This is a genomic window from Odoribacter sp. AF15-53, from assembly GCF_003479425.1.
Taxonomy (GTDB): Bacteria; Bacteroidota; Bacteroidia; order Bacteroidales; family Marinifilaceae; genus Butyricimonas.
The window spans coordinates 1-26,365 of record NZ_QUHC01000022.1; the positions used below are offsets into that span (position 1 = coordinate 1).

19 protein-coding genes are annotated in these 26,365 nt (G+C 44.2%); 3 read left to right on the top strand and 16 right to left on the bottom strand.

All coding sequences use genetic code 11. The annotated features are described in order from the left end of the window. Positions 1 to 119 precede the first annotated feature (119 nt). The 12 genes from DWW52_RS20250 to mtnA all read right to left on the bottom strand — a co-directional run bounded on the left by DWW52_RS20250 (position 120) and on the right by mtnA (position 18,538). Positions 120 to 1,238 carry a TlpA disulfide reductase family protein gene (locus DWW52_RS20250; RefSeq protein WP_118717700.1) on the bottom strand — a complete coding sequence of 373 codons (1,119 nt, stop codon included), beginning with the start codon at positions 1,236 to 1,238 and terminating at the stop codon, positions 120 to 122. Between the two features lie 46 nt (positions 1,239 to 1,284). Continuing rightward, complete coding sequence (locus DWW52_RS20255; RefSeq protein ID WP_118717702.1) at positions 1,285 to 2,526, bottom strand: thioredoxin family protein; 1,242 nt, start codon at positions 2,524 to 2,526, stop codon at positions 1,285 to 1,287. Between the two features lie 26 nt (positions 2,527 to 2,552). Continuing rightward, positions 2,553 to 3,959 carry a thioredoxin family protein gene (locus DWW52_RS20260; RefSeq protein WP_118717704.1) on the bottom strand — a complete coding sequence of 469 codons (1,407 nt, stop codon included), beginning with the start codon at positions 3,957 to 3,959 and terminating at the stop codon, positions 2,553 to 2,555. Positions 3,960 to 3,966: 7 nt separating this feature from the next. After that, entirely contained in the window at positions 3,967 to 5,421 is a 1,455-nt protein-coding gene (locus tag DWW52_RS20265) for a hypothetical protein (protein WP_148315417.1), read from the bottom strand. A gap of 14 nt (positions 5,422 to 5,435) precedes the next feature. Continuing rightward, positions 5,436 to 6,392, bottom strand: a complete 957-nt coding sequence (locus tag DWW52_RS20270) for a hypothetical protein (RefSeq protein ID WP_118717708.1) — start codon at positions 6,390 to 6,392, stop codon at positions 5,436 to 5,438. A 123-nt stretch (positions 6,393 to 6,515) separates the two neighbouring features. Next, the gene (locus DWW52_RS20275; RefSeq protein ID WP_118717710.1) at positions 6,516 to 7,475 is read right to left on the bottom strand and encodes a hypothetical protein; all 960 of its coding nucleotides are present in this window, start codon (positions 7,473 to 7,475) and stop codon (positions 6,516 to 6,518) included. Between the two features lie 23 nt (positions 7,476 to 7,498). Continuing rightward, a complete protein-coding gene (locus tag DWW52_RS20280; RefSeq protein ID WP_118717712.1) occupies positions 7,499 to 9,103 on the bottom strand; it encodes a RagB/SusD family nutrient uptake outer membrane protein in 1,605 nt (534 codons plus the stop codon). A 12-nt stretch (positions 9,104 to 9,115) separates the two neighbouring features. Beyond that, positions 9,116 to 12,688, bottom strand: a complete 3,573-nt coding sequence (locus tag DWW52_RS20285) for a SusC/RagA family TonB-linked outer membrane protein (protein WP_118717714.1) — start codon at positions 12,686 to 12,688, stop codon at positions 9,116 to 9,118. A gap of 44 nt (positions 12,689 to 12,732) precedes the next feature. Continuing rightward, entirely contained in the window at positions 12,733 to 13,884 is a 1,152-nt protein-coding gene (locus tag DWW52_RS20290; RefSeq protein WP_118717716.1) for a FecR family protein, read from the bottom strand. 73 nt (positions 13,885 to 13,957) lie between these two features. After that, the gene (locus DWW52_RS20295; RefSeq protein WP_118717729.1) at positions 13,958 to 14,518 is read right to left on the bottom strand and encodes an RNA polymerase sigma-70 factor; all 561 of its coding nucleotides are present in this window, start codon (positions 14,516 to 14,518) and stop codon (positions 13,958 to 13,960) included. Between the two features lie 154 nt (positions 14,519 to 14,672). Next, positions 14,673 to 17,264, bottom strand: coding sequence for an ATP-dependent chaperone ClpB (clpB, locus tag DWW52_RS20300; RefSeq protein WP_118717718.1), 2,592 nt, complete (start codon positions 17,262 to 17,264; stop codon positions 14,673 to 14,675). A gap of 218 nt (positions 17,265 to 17,482) precedes the next feature. Then, positions 17,483 to 18,538 (bottom strand): S-methyl-5-thioribose-1-phosphate isomerase, encoded by a 1,056-nt coding sequence (gene mtnA / locus DWW52_RS20305; RefSeq protein WP_118717731.1) that lies wholly within the window; start codon positions 18,536 to 18,538, stop codon positions 17,483 to 17,485. Positions 18,539 to 18,783: 245 nt separating this feature from the next. On the opposite strand from mtnA, the gene DWW52_RS20310 reads away from it, so the two are divergent. Further along, positions 18,784 to 19,269, top strand: coding sequence for a thioredoxin family protein (locus DWW52_RS20310; protein WP_118717720.1), 486 nt, complete (start codon positions 18,784 to 18,786; stop codon positions 19,267 to 19,269). 17 nt (positions 19,270 to 19,286) lie between these two features. Here DWW52_RS20310 and DWW52_RS20315 read toward each other — a convergent pair whose 3' ends face one another. Continuing rightward, on the bottom strand, positions 19,287 to 20,462 hold the full coding sequence (locus tag DWW52_RS20315; RefSeq protein WP_118717733.1) for a multidrug effflux MFS transporter: 1,176 nt from the start codon (positions 20,460 to 20,462) through the stop codon (positions 19,287 to 19,289). A gap of 153 nt (positions 20,463 to 20,615) precedes the next feature. On the opposite strand from DWW52_RS20315, the gene DWW52_RS20320 reads away from it, so the two are divergent. Next, the gene (locus tag DWW52_RS20320; RefSeq protein WP_118717722.1) at positions 20,616 to 21,503 is read left to right on the top strand and encodes an AraC family transcriptional regulator; all 888 of its coding nucleotides are present in this window, start codon (positions 20,616 to 20,618) and stop codon (positions 21,501 to 21,503) included. Positions 21,504 to 21,617: 114 nt separating this feature from the next. Continuing rightward, a complete protein-coding gene (locus DWW52_RS20325) occupies positions 21,618 to 22,700 on the top strand; it encodes a linear amide C-N hydrolase (protein ID WP_118717724.1) in 1,083 nt (360 codons plus the stop codon). 71 nt (positions 22,701 to 22,771) lie between these two features. On the opposite strand, the gene DWW52_RS20330 is transcribed toward DWW52_RS20325, so the two are convergent. The 3 genes from DWW52_RS20330 to DWW52_RS20340 form a co-directional block, all read right to left on the bottom strand. Continuing rightward, positions 22,772 to 23,206 (bottom strand): PepSY-like domain-containing protein, encoded by a 435-nt coding sequence (locus DWW52_RS20330; protein ID WP_118717726.1) that lies wholly within the window; start codon positions 23,204 to 23,206, stop codon positions 22,772 to 22,774. Positions 23,207 to 23,822: 616 nt separating this feature from the next. Next, positions 23,823 to 25,139: an MATE family efflux transporter gene (locus DWW52_RS20335; RefSeq protein WP_118717728.1), complete on the bottom strand. Its 1,317-nt coding sequence runs from the start codon at positions 25,137 to 25,139 to the stop codon at positions 23,823 to 23,825. Between the two features lie 75 nt (positions 25,140 to 25,214). Next, positions 25,215 to 26,138 (bottom strand): alpha/beta hydrolase, encoded by a 924-nt coding sequence (locus DWW52_RS20340; protein ID WP_118717735.1) that lies wholly within the window; start codon positions 26,136 to 26,138, stop codon positions 25,215 to 25,217. Positions 26,139 to 26,365 lie beyond the last annotated feature (227 nt).

The following is a 26,365-nucleotide window of genomic DNA, read 5'->3' on the forward strand; positions in this document are numbered from 1 at the left end:
CAATTTTCACCGAGCGAGTACGTGGAATTGTAAAAGGAAGCACTTCAAAAAACAAACAGCCCTTGAAAGTAAATCAAAAACTTTCAAGGGCTATTTCCTTTGTAACTCCGTCTACACGGTTATTCTCCAAATTGTTCTGCAACCTTCTCCATCAACAATTCTCCCCGCAATTTAGTCGCGATAATTTTCCCCTCCTTGTCGATCAACAACATGGCTGGAACTCCGCTCACGTTATACAATTTTGCTACCGGACAATCCCATCCCTGCAAGGAAGAAACGTGTACCCAATTCAAATCGTATTTCTCGATCGCGTTTGTCCAATTATCTTTTTTATCATCCAACGACACGCTCAGGATTTCGAACCCTTTATCATGATATTTATCATACACCTTTTTCACGTTAGGAACTTCACGCAAACAGGGGCCACACCAAGACGCCCAGAAATCGAGTAAAACATATTTCCCCCGGAAATCGGCCAAAGAAACATTCTTTCCATCCGGAGCCTGCAAGGTAAAATCGGGGGCAACATTACCGAGTGACGTTTTTTTAATATTGTCAATCGTTGCCTTCAATTTACGTCCCAGATAAGCATTTTTGATGCGCGGGGTCAAACCGTCGTACATTCTTTCAACTTCTGCCAGATCTTTATTCTTCACAACAAAATTATTAATAATCAAAGCACTGGCATGACAATCAGGATAGTTCGTCACCAAGCTATCAATAGTCTTCTCCGTTTTCGCTTTCATGGCAATATATATCTGCGCCAAAGAGTCCACCATTCCGGAGTTTTCCTTTCCCTCTTTACCCATGAAAGAGAGACCCAACATGATCATCATTTCATCTCGTTGCGCTAACAGAACCGTTTTAAAAATATCCTGTTCTACACTTCCCGATATTTCTATTTTAACACTCTCCTTCTCTTTCCCTCTTACCGTTTTTTTAACGTTTTCGCATTTCACTTGAATGGGTACGGAATCTAAAATAACGATATTTGTACTTCCGTCAATTTGCAGGATGCGTTCATCCACGTCTCCCAATGGCTTTTGCATTTTAAAAACACCGTTCGCCACGATAGCGGAATCCAATACTTCATATTGTTTGTTTCCCAGATCCTTTTTTAGATAGATCACTTTTCCGTCTCCACCTTTCCACTCTCCCTGAATGGTATACGTTGTCTCCTGTTTGGCACAACCCACGAACAACAAACCCATCAATAATCCACTGACAATTTTTCTCATACTCTCGAAATTATTTTAACATTTTTAAATCAGGTATCATTTATATCTATTTCGACTCCTTTAAAAACTTCTCGAACTCTTTGGCTCTCTCGGCCTTCAGCTTATCGTCCATCTTCTTAAACTCCTTCGCTTTTTTATTATCCCCAAGTTTAGCATACAAGACAGAGAGAGTTCCATAATAATTAGTTTTCATTCTACTCGTGTTCTTGTCTTCCTCTCCCTGCAATTCTTCTATCAAAGCCAAGTATTTCTTCAGGATAGCTTTATCCGGACAATAGGCGACAAGATATTGAACCGTCTTTTCCAAGTAACTGTCAGAATATCCCAAGGCCTTGATTCCTCGATAAACCATTTGGTTGGCATATACTTCATCCCATTTTTGAGCCAACTCCAATTCATAAATCTTTATTTTGGCCCGACAGGTTTCCGCCCGTTTCAGGTTTCCGCGGTTAATCAACCGTAACAGGGTATCCATTTTTCCGGTCTCTTCAACCAAACGCAACGGGGTTTCATTTTTGTCAAATTTAATCTCGACCAATTGATCCACGGCTTTATCTAAGGCCCAGCTCAATTGTCTTTCTACTTGGTAACGATCAAATTTCACTTTATTAGCCAAACGATCTATGTTAAAAATCACGTAGTCAAACTGAGGAGAATAAGGGTCTTTAATAAAAGCTCCCACGAAATCCCAAATTTCTTTTTCCTGCAATTTTTCCAAGGGCATCGTTTTCATATACTCAAGCACAATCTTCTCTATGTCATCTTTTAAAAAGGCCCCTTCCAAAGCCGCGACATATTCTTTCAGGAACGCGAGATCACGCTCTCCTGCCGCGTATCTATCCCGGCAAGCAAACAGGCTTTTCCCTTCTTTCCCGGCTTTCATCCCGGCAATCAAAACTTCAGCTTCCTGGAAACCGGCCATTTGATGCATCACTTTTCCCTCCTTGTTAATCAATAATAGCGTCGGGAAACCGATGATATTGGATTTATAATGCTTGTACAACTCTTTTCCCTCTCCTTTTTCCATGTCATATTTGACGTTGATGAAATTCGCGTTAAAGAAATCACCCACATCTTTACGCGTAAAGATGTCTTTTGCCAACGCTTTACACGGACCGCACCAACTGGTATAACAATCCATGAAAATATATTTGTCCTGCTCCTGGGCCGCTTTTAAAACATTTTCCCATTTTTCACCCTCAATGAAACGTATCCCGTTTTCAGCCTCCTGCCCGAACGAGCACAGGGCTATACACAAAAATTGTATTACAAATCCTATCTTTTTCATAACCAATCTAATCACAAAATATGATCCTATTTTAATTCATCCAATTTTGCCTGACAAGCTTTCACGTCATCTTCTTCAACCCCGGCGGCGGAGCTTCCGTCTTTCAATCCCAAAGCCAGTACTTCTATCGCCTGCTCTTTTTTGTCCAAGGCTAACAATTTATCGGCCACGTATGCCGCAGTCTTTGCCGAAGGACTTAACTGATGTAAAAATACGTACCACCCGGCAACCCGATCCTTATATGCAGCATCTTTATCTCCTTCAAATATTTCCTCGTAACGCTCCACGTTCTCGATCATACTGGTCGAGATGTAATAATCGTCAATACTTGAAAAAGCAAACATCATCGCTCTCATTCTTTTCGCAGCCTCGTACTCCTCGTCATTCCCACTTTCTTTTGCCGCTTTCAACCTAGCATCTATCGCCTCACGCATGGCTGCTTTTTCCTTGTAAGTTTCGTCATAATTTTTCCGAAGTGCCGCCATGTAATCAATAAAAGTACGATTAAATTTATCCAGTTTCTTTTTAGCCGAATAATAGTTTAAACGCGACAACTCGGAAGGGATATAGATATTTCCCCCTCCCAACGAGGCCGCAGTAGCACTCTCCTTGGCACCAATCGCTTTAAACAAACGATCTTTCATGGCCAGAACTTCCTCGAAATACTCCTCCTGATCAGCTCGTGCCGTCTTTTGCAAGCAAGCGCTCAGGAAACTGCAAACAGCTTTATTCACGGCAGTAGAATGTTTCTTGTCCTTCGTCGGGTTGGCAGCCTCTTTACAAGCCGCTTCTACCAACCGATTGGCTAATTTCCGGTCAAAAACCGTGATTTTAGCGATGCGCAGGACATTGATTGAATCCAGTAATTGACTGTCATCCACCAGAGCGAAATAATCAAGCAACACATCACTACAATCCAAGCCGGATTTATCTTTCACGATGAAATACTGGTTCAAAAATTCCTTGTCCCGATTCCCCTCTTCATATTTCTTCGTGTATCTTTTCAATTCCGGTAGCGCAGCAAATGCTTCCACGGCTTTTTCACCCTCCTTTATAAACATGTTCTCGGATTTTCCACCCAAGAATCGGTAAACCAGTTCCCCGTCTCCATTGACAAAGAGGAAAGTGGGATAAGCAGATACACCGAATGATTTCGCAACCATTTTTCCATCTTCACTCTTTTCCGCATCCAGTTGTAAATTCAAGAAATGAGAATTATAATATTCTCCCACCTTAGGTAACGGGAAAATATTATCCGCCATATGCTTACAAGGTCCGCACCAAGAGGTATATATATCTATAAATACCAACTTGTTTTGTTCTTTTGCCATTTTCAGCACTTCAGCATAACGCTCTTTCCGGAATTCTATTCCTTGTGAAAACACGTTCAAACTAGCTATTAAAATCGACAATAATAATATTAATCTTTTCATTTCGTTATTAATTTATATCTAACACTATTGTATATTTTTTATTCTTCTCAAAATCACAATTATAAAGTAACAGGAAATCCTCTGCCACGGCAATATCCCATTCCTGTCCTTCAGCCAGACGCGGATTGTTTACACGTTTCGGGAAATAATAAGCAAACGGTATATCCGTCACGTGTTCTTGTTTCAATTTTCCTCCCTTCATCAATGCCCCGTCAAAATATTCATTGGTTGTAATCGTCACGAAGCATTGTTTCCCTTTCACCTTAAAATCCACCTTGTATCCTAACGGTTCGGGATTTCGCAGTTTCACATCCCAAGCCGGATCGCCATACAAGACAACAACATCCCGGTCATGCACGAAGCCTTTCTGGTCTTTTGTAGGGACGCTCCCCGTGGCCTGCTTGAAAATTTTCGTAAATTCAGCATCCTCGCCGAAATCCCCCGCGTAGAACGGGTAATCAACCCCCAACATTTCCGGGTACCAGCTAAATTCGGTATGTAACATGTCCTGCTGATTCAAGTAAATCGCCTGCGCCAACGTCAAACGTCCCGCGTTAGCGGTCCAGTATTTCAAACCTCCCCAACCATTACGGCCATACCAGGTAGTTACCACGTACCCCACCATCGAAGTGGCATCCATACCGCTCAACCACCCCACGGCCATGCTGTTCGGATCGTTATCAATATTCCCGATGAGACAATTCCCCGCGGCGAAATACACCCGCGGATGTGACGTCCCGTTCAGGTATTCCCGTGTCATGAAATCGGCATACAACCGCCCGGCATCCGCTTTCAGGTTACCCACCGAAAAGGGCATTTCCAGATTATGTTCCGTCGCATGGGAAGAAGTCACCAGCAAATCGGGATCCAACTCTTTATACTTCTCCACCCATTTATCTAAAATATTCCATTTATTCGTCTGATAATGTCGAGTCTTTTCCAACGTCTCATTCTTTTCTCCCCACCAACCGGGACCATTACTCCCGTCATTCATAAAAGCGAAACGGGTAAAATATTTCCCGTCGCTCATCTCGCCAGTCGTGTTCAACGCCGTACGAATCAAGAAAGGTTCACGACTCCTGTCCACCAACTTCATGGCGTCGTCAGCCGAAAACCCCGTGATGATCCCCCACAAATAATCAGCGTAAATATCTTTATCCAACCGACGACTCAACCGATGGCCTTCCATCACGTACTCCCGGTTCAAAAATTCCGGTTTTTCCACGAATGCCACGAAACGAGGACGCAGTTGACGCAAAGGCTCCTGCAACTCGCTGATATTTTCCCGGTAAAACACCACTTCCGCCTTGTGTTTTTTTACCAGAGCCTCCACGACCTTCATCCAGGCCGCATCCGATTTCACTGCCTCGGAAGCGGCTACCACGTATCCATCTTTCCCTCGTGCCCAACCGGTTATCGAAAAGATGAAAGAAACAATTAAAAATAGATATATTCTCTTCATACTCCCTGCCATTATTACTTTTCCTTCGTAAATGATTTTATCAGATCACCGTAACGTTCCATCTTTTCCGCCTCGATCTTATCTCCCATCCGCTTATATTTATTCCCCTGCTCCTCGTCCCCGTACAAGAGATATAACCGCCCCAACACGCTATAATAATTGATAGATCCCGTCTTTTTCTTCCCGATAAGCCGATTCAAAAGGTCTATACCGGACTTTAAAACCTTCCGGTCAGCTCCCGCATCTGCCAACACGTTCAAAATCCGAATGGCGTAATCCTCATCCAACGCCTTAAAATTTATCTCGCAAGCCAAACTCAATTTTTCCACCATACCCGCGTAATTTCCCACCACGTAATCCTCGTACACGGCTATTTTCAATTGCATGATCTCCTGCCCCAGCAAATCGCCTTTCTGCAATAAATATTTTAAACGAGCTATTTTCAAAGAATCATACCCGGGCATCACGCATTTATTTTCCACGTAAGCAGGTAAACAACGTTCATCCACCTCTTTACGCAAATTACCACTCAAAACCGACAACACCTCGTAACGTTTGTCAATCTCGTCCGCGTTACTGACGCCACTCCGCATTCCCTTCAACAGGCTAAGCAATCTCGCCTCTTTTCCCTCTTTTCCTTCTTTCACCTCCCGATCCCAGCGCATTTTCCGCTGCGCGTAGATTCCATATTCAAAAGCATTGGAATAGACATCTTCAAAAACGAACCTGTTTATCAGCAAATAAGTGTCTTTGTCTTCCAATTGCACAACCGGACAACGAGCCATGTACTCCCTCACGATACTATCGGCTTGTGTCCTCTTTTGGGTTTCCCCTAATGCCTTTACATATTCGGTTACAGCTTTCACGTCTCTCTTGTCCTTTTCATAGACATCCCTTAATTCATCCGTGTTTTGCGCGAAAGCACCAAAACCGTACAAGAGAGAAAACAATATGAACATCCCTTTTCTCATATTCTGATTTACATTCCAAAAATTAACAGTGACATCCCGATAAAACCCATCATCTTTTTCCGCAAAACTGCTAGTCGATTCACGCGGGAAGAAACAACGCTCTCCCCACGTGAAATCTACTATTTATTTCAGTTTAGAAAAATAATCTCCCTCCACCGGATCTTCCGGACAATTCGCATTCTGCATCGCTTCCAGATCCATCGACAATACCCGTTGTAGGTAAGGAACCAACGCAACCGCCCTTTCCAATATCCGCGGGAATACCTCGAAATTATAATCCAATTCGGTCTTTGTCGTGGTCGTCAGGAAAGATATATAATCGGCCAAGTCCGTCTGCTTGTCAACAATCTTCACAGTCTCATTCTGAAAAGATGTCGGTAGCGAACGGATATAACCATTCGAACGGAACGTGTAAACATTAGGAGAATATTTACCTGCCGGATCATCAGGCCAAGGTGCAAGTATCATAATCGCATCATCCCGCCCGTTAGCTTTCTTCATACGCAAGTTAAAAAAATCATCCGGTTGCTCGGTTGCCCCTAAATACAAACGCGAAATCAATAAACTCGACAACTCCGCTTTCCACGAGTCCCAGTCTTCATCCGTGAAATTATTCATTTTATCCCCGACTCCGGATAGGATGATACAATCGCCATTTGGCAAATATTTGTCAACCACCTTTTCCGGGTTATAATCGTAATCATCACAAAGTGAATCACATAAAAACGTACGCACGAACCAACATCCTTTCACTAAGTCTTTGTCCATTCCCACGAAAATACCGTTCTGTATATGATTGATAATTTTCCGAATCACTTCCGTGTTCTCCTCTTTTACCGGAGTGTACCATTTATTGAAATAACCGCTCCAATTCGCCACTTGGAAAGCATACGGCTCGAAATCATACAAATAATACATTCCCCACTCTTCCCAAGTATTATAGATCAACTCATCCACCGAACCCGGTTCTCCTTTTGTCAAACCATATAACGGGCCGGCTAACTCAGGATTCACGTCAACGTCTTCGGAACAAGAGATTCCCAAGAATAAGATCATTATTAAATATATTGCAATCTTTTTCATACTTCGTAAATTTTTAATTATCACTATTCGGGCCGGATCACATCGCGATCATTATCATAACAAGCACTATTATAATCGAGTTCACTCCGCGGGATTGCAAGCACGTAATTTTTACTATTTTGCGACAAAGTATAGGTTTCATATGTTTCCCAACTTGAATACCATCTATGTTTCAATTCCGGCATTCCTTGTCTCCGCAAATCCCAGAAACGCATAGCCTCCTCGAAACAAAGCTCCCGACGTCGTTCCTCCCAAATAAACTTCAACAAGGCCGCCCCGTTCGGGAAATCCGCAGTTGTTTTTTCCACGAACACGTCAGAAGCCAAACGACAACGCCGCAGATTATTCAACAGATCAATAGCGTCACTAGTCACCGCATTATTCTTGCGCGTATAAGCCTCTGCCAAATTTAACATCACCTCCACGCTACGCCAATTCTCGTGAAGAAGAGTCTCGCTCGGTTTTCCCGTTCCCGAATTCGATATTTGACGATATTTTACCGGGTAATAATATTTGTACTCATAAGGTTTATCCTCTTCCCACATGGATGTTGCTTTTTTAGCCGGAATATCCTTCAAAAAATAAGCGGTTTTCCGCAAATCTCCCTCTTCGTAAGATTGGATCAAAGATCCCTCCGTACTATACGAAGGTCTGAATCCCAACCCGTAATATACTCCCGAGGTTGACAAATATTGATATGGGCTATAGCTGGCAGTTCCAAACGTGAAAACAACTTCCTTATTTATACTACCATTCATCATGGTAAAAGGAGTGCCACTCAAACCCGTCTCCTTTCCAAACGACGTCGTATCCTGTGCATTCAAATCCAGAACAATCGAATTTTGAGCCAAAAACAACTTACCAACACGAATCACCTCGTCCCAATTTTCCTGAAACAAAGCAATACGAGAAGCTAACAACAAAACTGCCGGTTCTGAAAGTCGATGGATATTCCCGTCAAACGTGGCCACATTGATATATTTCTCCGCTTTCTCAATATCCCCGTTAATCAACTCGTATACATCCCGAATAGATGAACGACTTCTCGCCCGGGTGTCAATTTGTGGCTCCGTCCGGATAATCACTCCCGGCTTGTCCAGATTTTCTTCCGACCAAGGTAAAGCGTATGAATTTACCAAACACCAGTAATGATAAGCTCTCATCGCATAAGCATTGGCAGCAAGAAAATTATAAAGCCCAGAATCCGCCTCCACATATTCCATCTCCGGCAACGCATCTATAACCAGATTACAAGCCAAAATATTCCCGTAACGACGTTCCCAAAAATTATCCGCATAACTCGTTATCCGTCGTTCCCATTTGTAAGGCTCTTCACCCTCCCCCGCATTAAAAGCATCCTGGGAATTTTTATCCCGGGTAGCATTGCTTTCATCATCCGGGTCCAGTTCCAGGTGCCCCATCTCCACGTCATCGGACATCAAATACAACCAGCTCACTTCTTCGTTAAAATTCCGAGGGAATCCCTCTCTATACAACATCGGTAAATACTCTTCCACTTTCCCCGGAATTAACAAATCGCCCGAATCCTCTTTCAAATAATCATCACACCCAGTAAACAAAAGTATTCCTAAAAGCCAAGATGTATATATTTTTACAAATCTTTTCATAGCCACTTCCTATTAAAATGAAACATTAATACCCAAACTATAAGAAGGTAATATCGGGATATTCGCTTCCGGGGTCTCCGGATCAAGTCCCTTCCAATCCTTATGTGCCCACACGAATAAATTCGAAGCTTGGAAACGAATTGCCATGGAAGAGATTCCCGTCATTTTCAATAAATTTTCAGGCACGATATAACTTAACCCGACAGTACGCAAGCGTAGAAAATCAGCTTTTGCCACGCGAAGATCCGACAAATCATAAAAATAAGTACACTCTTCAACAGCTCCCCGATCCTCGGCAGAAACATTACTATCAAAATCCGAAGCCACTCTCTTGTTATACAAAGTCGGTATATCCGTGTACTTCTCGTCACCGGGCTTTCTCCACCTATTTTTCCAGTTCGTGGATACATTGGCAACCGGATTCAACGCATCACTTTTATCGGCATAAACTTTCGGCAAACGCTTTACACCACCCAAATTATACGTGAAACCTAAAGACAATGACAAACGCTTGTTAAAAGTCAATTGCGTGTCAAATCCACCGGAAAGATCCGGGTAAATAGATCCGCTTCTCACCAATTCCATACGTTTCGGATCACCCTCGTGCCACAACTTACCGTCTTTCCCGTAAAATAACGGATACCCGTTCTCACTAGACAATCCCCCGTAACGGAAGGAATACATCGAACCTAACTTCTCCCCCTTAATTGCCAAATTACCATCCAACATCTTGGTGATAACTTCCATATCACTGTAAAAATCATCGTTTGCCAAAGTCACCTCACTGGTGTTTCTCCCGAAATTCACGTTGAATTTCCAGTTCAGGTTCTTTTTCCGAATAATCTGCACGCTCAAATTACCTTCAATCCCTTGGTTATCCATTTCTCCCGCATTCATGTACAAACGCGATTTACCGTTAGATGTCGCCACGATCTTATCCATGATCAAATCCTCGGTGTGCTTCTTGTACACATCCAAACTACCCGAAAGCCTTCCATCCCAGAATGAAAAATCGACAGCGACATTCCAAGACGTCGTTTTTTCCCAACGTAAATCCGGATTAGGCAAACGGTAGATCGTCGATTGATCCAAATTACTTATCGTATTTCTATCTCCTACTTCCAAGATCAAATTAGGAGTAGCATCATCATGAATATTTCCTTGAATACCGTAACTACCTCTCACTGATACGTAATGTCCGTTTTGGGCAAAGCGAGACATGAAAGCTTCATTCGTTAACAACCATTTACCCGCGATAGACCACGTCGGCAACCACCGATATTTCGGATTACTCCCGAACTTGTTGGCCCCGTCTGAACGAATATTGAAATTCATCACGTAACGATTGCCGTAAGTATATGTGGCTGAACCATAAAACGAGGCAACTCTCGAAATTGAATTCGTATTCGTTGGAAGCATTCGACTAACATAATTATTTAAAAAATTATCCGTTTGTACCGGCATAAACCGCTCCCCGTAAGTAGGAGTCCAACCATAACCCGTCGAACGTACTCCCTCGTATTTCGTACCCCGCAATTCGGAACCGACTATGATATTCATATCGTGGACATCACCCAGAACTTTAATAAAACTCAAACCGTTTCTCACCGTGTATCCAGTTTTCAACGTATTTGCTTGTTCCAAAATTCCCCCGTACGGTAAAGAAGATCTCCAGTATTCATCATCATTCTCATCATATTCCTTGTAATTATACCCGCGTGTGGCCGCAACACTAGCAGATTCTTCCGTTTTCCAATCCCGTTGATTCGTCGAAGAATTGTGATACGAGAAAGTTCCCTGATAAGACAATCCATCATACAACTTTACATTCAGATTCAACAAGGCGTTAAAATCATTCGCTTTACTCTCCTTGCCAGTCTCGGCCAACTCGTTTAACACATTATACAAATACTTCGAATTCTTCTTATAAAAATGATATTCCCCGTCTTCGTCATAAGGCTGTAATGTTCGGGAAGTACTGTAAGCATAACTAAAAGGATTTACAACCGAGTAACCTTCATTCTTTGTCGTGCTAAAATCAATCTTCGCCGTAAAATTAACATACTTACCCACGGAAGCATCCACGCGTGCCACAGATGTGAAACGCTCGCTAACTGATCCCTTTGCTCCACCTTGATTATTGTTATAACCGGCCGAGAAATAATACTTCGCCCCCTCCGAACCTCCGCCAATACTCAAATTATGCGAGTGTGTCACTGCATTGCGGAACAACACATCAAACCAATCCGTATTACGATTTGCCATTTCCTTCGACCGGAGTGCAAATTCCTCTTGCGACATCCGACGATTGATCAATTCATTCAACAATCCCTCATAAGAATCGGCCGGGTCCAACGATATACTTGAATTATACGACAATCCTTGCTCGAAAATCTCCTTGGATAATTGCATACGCTCGGCGGAATTCATTCGATCGAAATTTCGATAAGAAGGCCGCTCGTTCACCACCACTTCACCATAATATGAAACCGTCGGTTTTCCGGCACGTCCTTTTTTCGTGGTCAGCACGATCACACCGTTCGCTGCCTTTACCCCGTAAATCGCCGTGGCAGAAGCATCTTTCAACACCGTGATTGACTCTATATCCTGCGGGCTGATTCCTGAAATAGCATTACCGATAAGATACTCCGCATCCTCACTATTCAACTCCGAAGCCGTGATCGGGACATTTTGCTCAAGAATCACTCCATCAACTACCCACACCGGAGCTTTGTTTCCGTTAATCGTCGAAGTACCCCGGATACGTATTTTAGGCGTGGCACTCGGCTCTCCCGAAGTATTCATCACCATCAAACCGGGAACCTGTCCTTGTAACATCTGGTCGATAGAAGCCGCCCCCGCCATGTAAATATCATCCGTTTTCACCACGGAAACCGCACTAGCCGACTCCCTCCGATTCAACGTCTGATATCCGGTCACGACAACTTCTTCAATATCATGCACATCCTCTTTCATCTGCACATCAATGCGTTCTTCACCATTCCATACCTTCGTCACCTTCACCATTCCGATAAAAGAGTAGACCAGTTTTATCCCATGTTTATCCTCCAACTCTAACGAATATTCTCCCTTCACGTCTGTAGCCGTCCCGCTCACCGCACCTTCAATCATCACCGTGACTCCCGGCAACGGAGTTCCCTCGATATCCGTCACTTTACCCGTCACTTTCTTTTTCTTCTGCTGCTGTGTTTGGTCAACCACCTCTTTCACGGGTTTCACAACCACCATCTTTCCCACACGTTCAAATGAATAAGGCAGTCCTTTTAATATCTGCCGGAGAGCCTCCTCCAGCGAAGTATTTTCCAGTTCCACACTCAACTTCAAATCCTTCGACAACTCCTCCTCATTATACACGAAATACATCCCCGTCTGTTGTTTCAAGGCTTTGAAAGCTTCCCGAAGGGTAACATCCTTCAATTTCAGATTCACAGTTTGTCCTATGCCCACTCCCATGGCAGAAATAGTAAAAAAAACTGTCAATACACAAGTCAATTTCATGGTCAACAAGATTTTCCGTCCAACATCCCACTTTTGGAGGAAACTTGAAAAGCATCTTTTTTTCATAAATTAGATTATTTAATTAGCATTATCCGGAAATTCCCGGGAGTTTACCTCTCTTTAATAACGACCTCTGTCCCGTTTATTTCAAAACTCACATTTGTCGTCTTCTCTATTACTTTCAGAATTTGATTTAAATTACCGTCCCTTTCAAACATGCCCGTGAAACTACGCTCGCACAATTTCTCATCCTCGAAGCGGAAACTCACGTCATACCAACGCGCCAAGCGCTCCGTGATATCCGATAAAGACATGTTCTCGAACTCGAATATTCCCTGAACCCAGGACACATACATCCCCAGCTCAACCTTTCGTCTGGTGATCGCACCCTTTCCACTGGCCAAAGCTTGCTCTCCGGGAGACAACAACATTTCTCTCTCTCCGTTTTCCACACGCACCGATCCCTCCACCAAAGTAGTCACCACCGGGGCTTCCTCTCCATAAGCCGACACGTTAAACTTGGTCCCCAACACGTTCACTGCCACACCGTTCACATGCACGATAAACGGATGTAACGAATCGTGTTGCACTTCAAAACAAACCTCTCCCTTCACGGAAACCTCTCTCGTCGCACCGGAAAAGAATACCGGGAACGTCACCTCCGAGGCTGAATTAACCCATACCTTTGTACCGTCAGCTAGCGTGAAATGATATTCTCCGGCCACCGGAACCTGTACCGTATGTACAACCGGTTCCTTCACTTCCACGTTCACCTTCTCGTACTGCAAACCGCCCTCCATGTCATTCAAAACCCGCACCCCCTCTTCACGTACCTCCCGAAGATCGGCCAACTGCAAATCAACTTCTTGTCCGTTTGCTAACACAAGCGTGGCACGAGTAGATCCCGGTAGAATCTCTGCCACCACCGGAACAACCGCTTTTTCCATTTTTGCTAGATGAAACAATACCGCACCAATCCCCAGCACGAGAAACAACGAAGCCGCCGCGGTCATCCAACCGCGTACAATTCTTCTCTGTTTACGCTGCTTGCATTTTTGCTGGAACACACTCCACGCACTCTCCTCGTCCAATAATTTTTCCCCGGATGCCATACGATGCAATCGCACCACCCGGAGATATTTTTCAAAACGCTCCGAGTTTTCGGTAGAAGCATCTAACCAATGGCGCAACTTGCGTGCCTGCTCTTTTGTCAGACGCCCCGAAGTGTAATCAACTAACCATTCAAATATCTTTTCGTCCATACTACAAAAAACTTTTCATACCGGTATTCCGGTTTTTTGTAATATGGGTGAATCAAAATCAAAAAAAATTTTTTTACAAACACAACAATGCGACCACGAAAAGATCGCCCAGTCTCTCTCTCAGCTTCTTTAACGCATGAGAATAATGCGTTTTAACCGTGTTCACCGACACGTTAAGCCGTTCCGCCACCTCCTTGTAAGTCATTCCCTCAAGCACGATAGCATTAAATACCTTACGAGCATTCTCCGGTAATAGCTCGATTTCCCGGTACAACCTATCCTTTATCGCCTTCAACTCCTCCTCATCATATGTCATTTCCTCGAAAAAATGATCAGCTCGCTCCTCGATATCCCTGAAAACAATCTGGCCGTTCCGTTCCAAGAACTTAAAGGACGCCTTCGTCACCGCCCCAAATAAATAGGCCCTCAACGAGCCCTCGAATGCACTCCCTTTCCTGTTTTCCCAGAAAGCGATCAAAACATTTTGCACCACATCCTCCGCATCCTCGACCGTCGCCAGATACTTCAGGGCATAAACACATAATGCACGATAATAATCCTTAAATATCATCCGCATACACTGTTCATCCCCAACCTTTAACAGGTGCAATATATCACTTTCTACATATCTCATAAATCCGAATAAGCATTCTCTTCCCCGCAAAGTCACCCCCTGCAAAGATAGACATTCTCGACAAGAATCAAAATAACCACTAATTCTCCATAAAAAAAGCAGGTCGTTTCTTTTTTTTCGAAACGACCTGCTCTTTATCTACTTATCAATAATCTTATTTGTTCTCGAACACGATCTTGTCATCCTTCACGTCTACCATGATACGACTATCCTTGGAGACCTCTTCGGCAAGAATCTGTTTGGATAAATCATTCAGCAATGTACGCTGAATCACCCGTTTCACCGGACGGGCGCCGAATTGCGGATCGTACCCGGCATCGGCTAACCATTCCACGGCCTTATCGGTAATCTCGATAGCAATACCGTTGTTTTCCAACATTTTCTTCACGCCATTGAATTGCAGGCGAACGATATCCACGATCTCCGACTTTTTCAACGGGGCAAACATAATAATCTCGTCGATACGATTCAAAAATTCAGGACGGATTGTCTGTTTCAACATCTCGTACACCTCCTGATTTGTCTTTTCAAGCACCTCATCCCGGTTCTCCTCGTCAATACCCTTTAACCGCTCCTGTATGATATGCGCCCCGATATTCGAGGTCATGATGATAATCGTGTTTTTGAAATCGACCACCCGACCCTTATTATCGGTCAAACGCCCGTCATCCAACACTTGCAACAGGATATTGAATACATCCGGATGAGCCTTCTCGATCTCGTCCAGCAGGACCACGGAATACGGTTTCCGGCGAACAGCCTCGGTCAACTGGCCTCCCTCGTCATATCCCACGTATCCCGGAGGCGCCCCGATCAACCGGGATACGGAATGACGCTCCTGATACTCGGACATATCAATTCGGGTCATCAAAGACTCGTCGTCAAACAAGAACTCGGCCAGCGCCTTTGCCAACTCGGTCTTACCGACACCTGTTGTTCCGAGAAATATAAACGAACCAATCGGTCGTTTGGCATCCTGCAATCCCGCCCGGTTACGTCGTACCGCATCCGCCAAAGCCGTGATTGCCATCTCCTGACCGACCACCCGTTTGTGCAACTCGTTCTCCAAGTGCAACAACTTCTGTCGCTCGCTCTGCATCATCCGGCTTACCGGAATCCCGGTCCATTTCGATACCACAGCTGCAATATCATCCTCCGTCACCTCTTCCCGGATCAAAGACTCACCATGTTTCATATCCGCCAACTTGGTTTTCACCTCTTCGATACGGCGCTCAGCCTCCTTGATCTTACCGTAACGAATCTCGGCAACTTTCCCGTAATCGCCTTCCCGCTCGGCACGATCCGCCTCGAACCTGTATTGTTCGATAGCATCTTTATTTTTCTGTATCTCGTCAATCAAAGAACGTTCGGACTCCCATTGGGCACGTAATTTAGTGCGTTCCTGAGTCAAGTCCGCCAAGTCCTTTTGAATCTCGTCCAACTTCTTACTCTTACCTTCTCGTTTGATCGCTTCTTTCTCGATCTCTAACTGTTTGATCTTACGATCTAGCTCGTCGATCTCTTCCGGTACCGAATTCATCTCTAAACGCAAACGGGCTGCGGCCTCGTCCACCAAGTCGATAGCTTTATCCGGCAAGAAACGATCTGAAATATACCGGTGAGACAACTCCACGGAAGCAATAATAGCATCATCCGTGATCCTCACTTTATGGTGATTCTCGTAACGTTCCTTCAATCCCCGCATGATACTGATCGCACTCATCACATCCGGCTCGTCAATCATCACCTTCTGGAACCGACGTTCCAACGCTTTATCCTGCTCGAAATATTTCTGGTACTCGTTCAACGTGGTCGCACCGATTGCCCGCAAATCACCTCGTGCCAATGCGGGCTTCAATATATTCGCCGCATCCATGGCTCCATCCGACTTCCCGGCCCCGACCAGTGTATGAATCTCGTCGATAAAAAGGATAATCTCTCCTTCTGAAGCCAACACTTCGTTGACGACTGATTTCAACCGTTCCTCGAACTCTCCTTTATACTTCGCCCCGGCAATCAAAGCACCCATGTCTAACGAATAAATACTCTTGGAAGCCAGATTTGAAGGCACGTCTCCGTTTACGATACGTTGTGCCAACCCCTCGGCAATAGCCGTTTTACCGACACCCGGTTCCCCGATCAAGATAGGGTTATTCTTTGTTCTCCGGGATAATATCTGCAACACCCGCCGAATCTCGTCATCCCGACCAATCACGGGATCGAGTTTACCGTTCCGGGCTCTCTCGTTCAAATTGATCGCATACCTTCCCAAAGCATCGTAATTATCCTCTGCCGACTGGGAATTCACTTTCGATCCTTTCCGCAATTCCTCGATTGCCGCACGAGTCTCCTTCTCGGTCATCCCCGCATCCTTCAACATGGCGGAAACTGGATCTTTCACGGATAATAATCCTAGTAAAATATGCTCCAACGAAACATACTGGTCACCCATCTCTCCCGCCAACTTCGTGGCTTTTTCCAACACCTTGTTAGCCTCGTCCGACAGATAGGGAGAACCTCCGGAAACTTTCGGATAAGCATCCACGATCCGATCCAACGCCACCAACACGTTTCGGCTATTAACACCCAACTTGTTAAAAATAAAATTGGTTATGTTCTCGCCTTTGTCAATCACGCCCCTCAACAAATGTCCTGTCTCGATCGCCTGTTGACCTTTTTCTTGCGCAAGTTGCACGGCTGCTTGCACGGCTTCCTGCGACTTAATCGTATAATTGTTCATGTTCATAGTCTCACTTTCTCCTTTCTGCCTTGAATTTTACAAAGTGTATACCGAAACTTTCACCTAAAAGTTTCATCCCGGCAAAACGAAAAAAAATTTTAACTCATCACATTTACAATCAACAAGAAACAGCACGACAATTCATACGTTTTTCAAATGTAATAAAATGCAAAACTGCCACTTTGTCTTTTTTATTTTTACTAAAACATGTCAAAATGACTTATTTATTTCCATTCCCGAAAAGTATCTCCAAAGGGGGGATAAGCGATACCCTTCTCCGTGATAATTGCCGTAATCAACCCGGCAGAAGTAACATCAAAAGCGGGATTATACACCCGAATACCTTCAGGAGCCATCCGTCGGGAATACCATTTCTCGGTTACCTCGGCCGGATCACGTTCTTCAATCCAAATCTCGTCACCCGTGGAACAATTCATATCAATTGTCGAGGTTGGTCCCAGCACATAAAACGGAATCCCGTAATAGCGGGCCAAAACAGCCACACCCGAAGTTCCGATCTTATTTGCCGTATCCCCGTTAGCAGCCACCCGGTCACACCCGACCAGTACCGCCTGCACCCGCCCCTGTTTCATCACCGAAGAGGCCATATTATCACAAATCAGCGTCACGTCAACACCTGCCTTTTGTAACTCGAAAGCCGTCAATCTCGCCCCTTGCAACAAAGGACGCGTTTCATCGGCGAAAACCGAAAAACCATATCCTCGCTCCTGCCCCAGATAAATCGGAGCCAAAGCCGTCCCGTATTCCGACACCGCTAAATGCCCGGCATTACAATGCGTGAGTAACCCCATTCCCGGATTCAACAATGATAAACCGTGTTCCCCTATCTTCCGACAAGCAGCAGCATCCTCCGCTCGGATCGCCTCCGCTTCTTCCCGTAATACCCGTTTCAACAGACCAACCTCCTCTCCCCTATGTCCTAGCAAAGCTGTCTCCATACGTTCCAAAGCCATAAACAAATTCACCGCCGTGGGACGAGCCGATGCCAAATACTCCTTTATCCGGGAAAACTCCCGATAGAAACCATCAAATTCGGCCGTTTCCACACTCTGCATACACACCGAAATCCCGTAAGCAGCCGCCACGCCAATCGCCGGAGCCCCCCGGACCTTCAACAAATAGATCGCTTCCCAAATTTCTTCCGGTGTTCTCAACGCCAAATACTCCTCCCGGTTGGGCAATTGCGTTTGATCCAAGATTATCAATACTCCTTGCTCATAATCCGCACGTGCGGTTACCATTGTAAACAAATCTCCCATGCTGAAAATAGTTTTCCGCAATATTAACAAAAAACATTCACAGAAGCCGAATATTTTATCACGGATTTCCATACGCATAATACAGGGGTAGATTATCAGTATAACACGAATAAACATTCCCACAAGATTATACCTCCAGCCTGAGCAAATGTATCAACACACTTTATTCCAGATATTTTTTTGCAAATTTGGAACACAATCACATTATTCGTATATTTACAAACAACACTAGAGTCAACTCGATCATGAAACATCAAACAGATACTCCCGGAAAACGCAAAGCCACTCAAACGTGGTTCTACATCCTCCTGCCATTCGTCATATTACTAGTTCTTGTCGGATTTCGCACACGAATAGCTGAATTTGGTTCTCGCCAAATGCATCGGCTCCAAGACAAAACCGAAGCGCAACTCCTTGCCGATTCCATAAAAATATGGTTCGACTACACGCAAAATGACTCCACCTACCAGTACACATTTCTCGAATTCGGAGCCAAAGGCTGTATCTCATGCAAGAAAATGGAACAGGTTATGGAAGACATCAAGGAGAAATATCCCCACACAATCAACGTGCGCTTCATGAACGTTACCCAAACCTCAAGCCAGAAATTAACCCAGCATTTCGGCATATCGACCATCCCGACACAAGTAATCCTTGACCGAAACGGCAAAGAAATCTTCCGCCATTCGGGATATATATCCTCTGAAGAACTGGAAAAACAATTCAAATAACCTGCCCCTATTCTTACTCAAGCTTTTGTCATTTTCAACACACGCCAAGTGCAAACAAGAATCAACACGCAACACACGATCATGATTATACTCGTGGAATACAAGATATTCCCCATTCCGGTCAAAGGCGAAACGATCCCCCCACCTAAAAAAGTCAGGAATCCCAAAACCGCCGAAGCTGTTCCCGAATTCTGTCTTTCAAGATTCAACGCCAAAGTCGTGGATGTCGGCAAAATGATCCCCAAAAAGAAAAGGAACAAGAAGAAAATCACCTCCACGACAATAATGTGTAATTCCATGCAAAGAGCCACCGAAGCAAAACAACTCAACACCAGAAACCCCCAAACTCCTATCTGCAAAGCATTTTCATTTGACCTGAAACGAATCACACTCAGGCTTCCCAGCATTATACCAATCGCGTTACACGCAAAACAAAGACTATACATCAAAGGCGACAGATCATAATGTTCCTGAAAAATAAACGGCGAGGAAGCAATGTACGCGAACATAACCCCCATTCCAAACGCCTGGATCAACACAAAATACATGAAACCTTTATGTCGCAAGATCTCTTTATAGTAAATAAAACGCTCTTTTACATCCCCTTGCAATCGCTTTCCCCGAGGCAATGAATCACGGAAGCGCAACAACACCAGAAACAATATAATACCGATCACTACCAATACCCCGAAAATACCTCGCCAATTCGTCACCGACAACAACAAACCTCCCAGAACCGGGGCGCAAATCGGGGCTAACCCCTGCACGCAAGCCAAAATAGAAAAAAACTTCGCCAAATCCTTCCCCGAATACAAATCAGTCGCTATCGACTTGGAAATCACGATACCCCCGGCTCCTGAAAAACCTTGAATAAAGCGAGCTAAAACGAAAATTCTGATATCCGGAGAAACCACACAGCCTATAGAAGACAGCACGAACACGAACATGGAGATCACCAAAGGACGTTTCCGCCCGAACTTATCACTCACCGGCCCCAAAAAGATCTGTCCTACCGCCAACCCGATCATGCTGAACGTCAAACTCAACTGTACCTCCGACGCACTCGCTCCGAAATATGTAACCAAACTCGGGAATGCCGGCAAATAAAAATCGGTCACGAAAGGTCCCAACGCCGCAACCATACCTACAACAAGAAGTATGTAAATCTTTGAATTTCTCTGTTCCATAGTCATTTCATTTAAAATCATTTTCATGACCGCGAATTTCCTTAAGATTGAACGAACCTCCACGTCCTGATAATCCACAAATTTGTCCCATAATGCCTTTTCGTACAAATTATCACGACAATTCCTTATCTTTGTTCCCGAAACGTGAAATGACAGAACATGCAAAAAGGAAAAGACTCACCGGCCGACATGACCATCCCTATCCCCGGGAACTTCTTTATATCCCTACTAGATAAAGAAGGTTTCGTCGAACGTTTCCCATTCAACAAACTAGTACGCAACGACATCAACGGGCTCATCGTCATCATGATTTCGAGCGGGGAAGGATGCCTGAAAATCAACGGCAAGGAATATACGGCACAAGCCGGAACCCTGATTTCCCTCCTCCCTTTCCACCTGATTGAAAATCACTACGTGTCGGACAATTTTTCATGCAATTACCTGTTGTATCGTTTCGATTTCATGGCCGACTTCCCCTTTGTCCTCAAATCTGAAATATCCGAAAGGATCGGCAACAAACCGTACCTGATCCTGAATCCCGATGAATACGAGCATCTGAACGAATTTTATTCTTTCATTTCCAAACAATACAACAGATACGATCATCCCTCCCGGGAAGAAATTATCAAAGCCCAACTTTTCTCCTTCATCGCGGAACTCAGCTTCATCTACTCCCGCCAAACTTTGCGTCTCAGCACAAACCGACAAGACCAGATTGTCGACGATTTTTTCCGGTTGTTACACGCACACCACAAGAAAGAACGAAACCTGTCTTTCTACGCCGACAAGCTCTGCATGACCACAAAGTATCTATCCCAGATATTAAAGCAAGCCACGGGACATTCCCTGTATCGCTGGGTGTCGGATTTCAGCCTGCAAGAAGCCAAAATTCTGTTGAAATCGTCGGAAATGAGCGTCCTCCAAATCTCCGAGGAACTCAATTACCCCAATTCCTCTTTCTTCGCCCGTTTCTTCAAAAAGAACACCGGCATGACTCCCCTTCAATTCAGAAACTCGAAACGGGACCACGCGACAAAAGAAAAATAATTTTCTCTCTCGTCTCCACACTCAAAAAAAAAAAACGAAACAGAAATTCACTTTTCCCGTATCAAAATAAACGGATTATCGAACAACCCGTCTTTAAACTAATCATTTATAATTATGAAACATAAACTACAAATTTTACTAGCAATCCTCGTCGCGATTAACTTTCAACCGCAATTTCTGAAAGCCTGTACCGGTAGCTCGTTTACCGCTAAAGACGGTTCTCATGTCGTGGCTCGAACCATCGAATGGGGCGGTAGTAACCTCAACAGCCAATACGTAATCGTACCACAAGGCTACAAGCAACAATCTCACAGCCCGGACGGGATCGACGGAATGATATTCACCAGTCGATACGGGTATGTCGGATTGGCCGTAGAACAAAAAGAATTCGTGGCAGAAGGCCTAAACGAAGCCGGGCTTTCCGCCGGATTATTCTACTTCCCCAATTACGGGAAATACGAAGAGTTCGACCCCGCTCAAAAAGCGACAAGCATCTGTGATCTACAACTCGTCTCGTGGATACTAGGCAGTTGTAAAAGTGTCGACGAAGTAAAAGAAGCTATCGGGAAAGTTCGTGTCATAGCCGTTGACCCGCGAGGTTCCACTGTACATTGGCGCTTTGCCGATTCTTCCGGACGCCAGCTTGTTCTTGAAATTATCAACGAAAAGCCTATTTTTTACGAGAACAAACTGGGAGTACTGACAAACTCACCGGGGTTCGAATGGCAAACGACCAATCTGAATAACTACGTTAACCTCTTCCCCGGCATGGCTCCCGCCCAAGAACTGGGTGATATAAAACTCGCCTCTTTCGGTAACGGTAGCGGTTTTTTAGGAATTCCGGGAGATATAACTCCTCCCTCCCGTTTCGTACGAGCCGCTTTTTATAAAGCGACCGCACCTCAACAAGAGTCCGGCTTGAAAACCGTTCTTCAATGCTTTCAGATTTTAAACAATTTTGATATCCCCATCGGGATTGAATTTCCCAAGGACAAAACTCCCTCCGATATCCCGAGTGCCACACAATGGACCTCGGCAACCGACATGACACACCGGATTATTTACTACCGCACGATGCACGACAGCGCAATCCGCAGCATTGATCTCAACAAGATCAATTTCGCCCGCGTAAAATACCGGGCCATACCTCTCGACAACGTGCAACAACAACCCGTCATCCCGATCGACATTAAATAAACACAAATGGATTCAAACATACAAACAAAGGGGCCGCAAACAGCCCCTTTATTCATTTCATCCAACCGACCTTAATCGTCAATATCAATCACCTGTAACTTGGTATTAAATTTTATTTCTAAGCGATTCGACAATTTGATCTCATACCCGTGCGAATCTTTTTCTATTTCTACGATTTTAGCATCCGGGTAATTCGTCTTCACATAGTTACGTATCGCCTCCGGAATAGCCTGAGCCGGGACCTCACTTTGCTTGCATTGAATTTCCGTCCAGTTTCCCGATTTATCAAACTCCACTTTCTCGCCGCTAACGAAAACAACATCGTAATTCTTGTAAAAGAATCCCGATTCCTCCTTTACCAACGCCACTTTTTGGTCTTTAAAATAAGTGGAGACAAAAGTCTGAGCCTTCGCAGGCAATTGTTTCACGTCAATCGGCTTTTCATTATCAGCCTTTACCATGGTTATCGAAAACATGCATACAAACAAAAAAACTAACTTTTTCATACACTTCTATTTTTAATAATTACTATTCTATTTCGTTCTCGTGTAACAAAAATATCCCTCAAATCTGAAAAGAATTTGGAAAAAAGATCACAAAACAGATACTTTTTGTAGGATACAAAACACGGAGTTGTATGACGACAGGGACGATATTCGCCGTAATCTCATGGGCGCATATTACAGGCTCTTGACTTTTATCCCAAAGAACCTCCCCGATCGGACATATCTTAAAGGAATGCAACGTATTAGTTTACGAGACATGATTTTCAGGGACGTTGTTGCCAATCTTCTCGTGCATCGAGAATTTTCTAATGTCTTCCCGGCAATACTAACAATATACAAAGGTCCCGTTGTCACGGAAAACAGAAATCTAGGATTTGTGTTAAGCTAACTTTAAAATGTACCCTCTCCTAGTTATTCCTTCTTAACCGTTGCTTTTGGACAATAAGGGTACGCTGACACAACAACAACGGAATATGTACCCTTGTCACTGTCTATGCCCTGTTAGTGCTATGTACTTGCTATGTTCTTGATCTAGGGAAAGGGTAGCCCAACCGATAGGAAAGGATAGATTACTCTAGAATAAAATAGAAGGTCATGCAACAATAATGAACCGAAATCAAATCAAGCGGGAAGACAATTTACGATAATACAACAGCCCGACAGCATCCGCCAAAAACCAACCGATAGGGATAGCCCACCAGATACCAAGTACCCCGATCACCGGGATAGCGGACAGGGCATAAGCCAAAGCCACCCGGGTTCCCAAGGAAATAACGGTCAAGACAACCGACATCCCGGGCTTCCTTATCCCCCGGTAGAAACCATACAACAGGAACAGACAACCGATACCACAATAAAAAGCACCCTCGACACGCAGGTACTGGACCCCGATTGCGATAATCTCGGTTTCGTGTTCCGGGACAAAAACAAGCATCAAAGGACGGGCAAACCCGAAAACCAGAATAGAAATAAAAATACAAAACACTGTTGCCGAGATAACAGCCACCCGGATACCTTCACGTACACGCTTCATCCGTCCCGCTCCAAAGTTCTGGGCTATAAATGTCGAGAATGCATTACCGAAATCCTGAACGGGCATGTAGGCAAACGAATCAATCTTGACCGCAGCAGCAAAAGCCGCCATCACGGCTACCCCGAAACTATTTATCAATCCCTGTACCATCAGTATCCCGAAATTCATCACGGATTGCTGGGCACAGGTCAAAGATGAATAAACCGCAATCTCTTTTACCGTCCCCCATTTTATTCGCATGTCTTCACGTCGAATCTTAAATTCCGGGAATTTACCAACCGTGTAAAGACAAAGTCCGATACCTGACACGGCTTGTGCGACAACCGTAGCCCAAGCAGCACCCCGGACACCCCAGCCGAACCACAAGATAAAAACCAGATCGAGAACGATATTCAACACGACAGCCACGGCCAAAAACCATAACGGCACGACAGAATTCCCGATAGCCCGAAGCAAGGAAGCGTAATAGTTATAAGTAAAAGTGAACCCAATACCCCAAAAGATTATCCAAAGATAATCCCGCATCAACGGATACACGTCGCCCGGCACCTGCAACAACCGGAGAATCGGATCAATCCAGACAAAGACCGCAACATTCAGAACCAGAGTAACCAACCCGATCAGCACCAAAGAAACAAAAGCACTGCGCCTTAACGCCTCCTTATCTCGCGCCCCGTATTGTAAAGAAAAAATAGCCCCGCTCCCCATGCACAAACCCAAGAGTACGGAGGTTAGGAATATCATCAGCGAATAGGCTGAACCGACAGCCGCCAAGGCGTTCGCCCCCAAGAATTGCCCCACGATCAACGTGTCTGCAATATTATAGAATTGCTGCAACAAATTCCCCAGAATCATCGGCACGGCAAACCATAACAATCCAAGGGTTATATTCCCGGTCATCAGACCCCGATCCTCTTTTATACTATTAAACGCCACGTCCTTCTCTAAAAAACATATATACTATTTCATAAAATGCTATTTTTTATGTAGCAACCACTCTATCAACTCGTCATTATCAATAATACTCCAAGAATGCGGATGCCGTTTATGATCCGGCTGCCGGTACCCTTTATTTCGAGTTGTAATAAGAACAGCATCATCGTTGCCCAACTTGTTTAATTCGTTAATTATCGCAGAACAATCTATGATGTTCAAACCGAAAACATCCGTCTCTCGTTCATCGAGCCACCATTGAATATCAGGTTCTATATATATCCTGATCGGTATATCCAACAGCCCTTTTATGGCGGATTGAGTCATGTCAGAAAGCGAGTAAGGTGATATTTTGTGATAATTCTCCAAAACGGTTTGAGGTGTACCTCCCATGATTTGCTCGATCCTAGAAAGCAGGTAAAGATAAATATTCTCGTCATCAGAACCTCCTTTCCCAAACAACACAACATCCCGTTTCGTGGAATTATAAAATCTCTCGAAATCAAGGGGAGAATCTATGGCAAAAATAGCTTGAGGCTTTTTATCTGCCGTTTCGGCAAATTTTATAACAGCACTCCCTCCCATCGAAAAACCGCCAAGATAATATCCCAAGTCATGCAATTTATGATTTCGTGTTACATCATCAACAATCCGATTAAAAGCCTGTTGACTCAAACTATCAAACCCAAACGAAGAAACACCATCCTGAAAAGTCGGTATTACAGTCAAAATCCCTCTTTTTGCCGTTTCGACAGGCAATTGAGTTTGCAGTAAAACATCCTCGACTGTCTCCCCAAACCCCGGCACCAAAAACAAATACCCCTCCCACGGTAATGAATCCGGATAAATAATCGTGTAGTAATTTCTTGTCGTATCATTCTTATCAAGAAATACTTTTTCAATTTTTTGAGCAGAAAGTCCGGACATCATCAAAAAAGACAGAATGGTCCACAAATACTTACGCATATATATTTCTAGTTTATAACTCATTATTTACTTCCGCACATTCCTAACTCCACGTCCCAAATATACGAAAAGGAAGCAATCTAAATTGAAATTTCACAATTCCCTATCAAGATAAACAACGAGGACTTCAGGAGCCATATTCCCAAGCATGTATTCTCGGTCGTCAAACTCAGATTTTCCTGTTATTCTCATTTAGTATGGCTCACGTGAAAAATTAGGTGGACCTT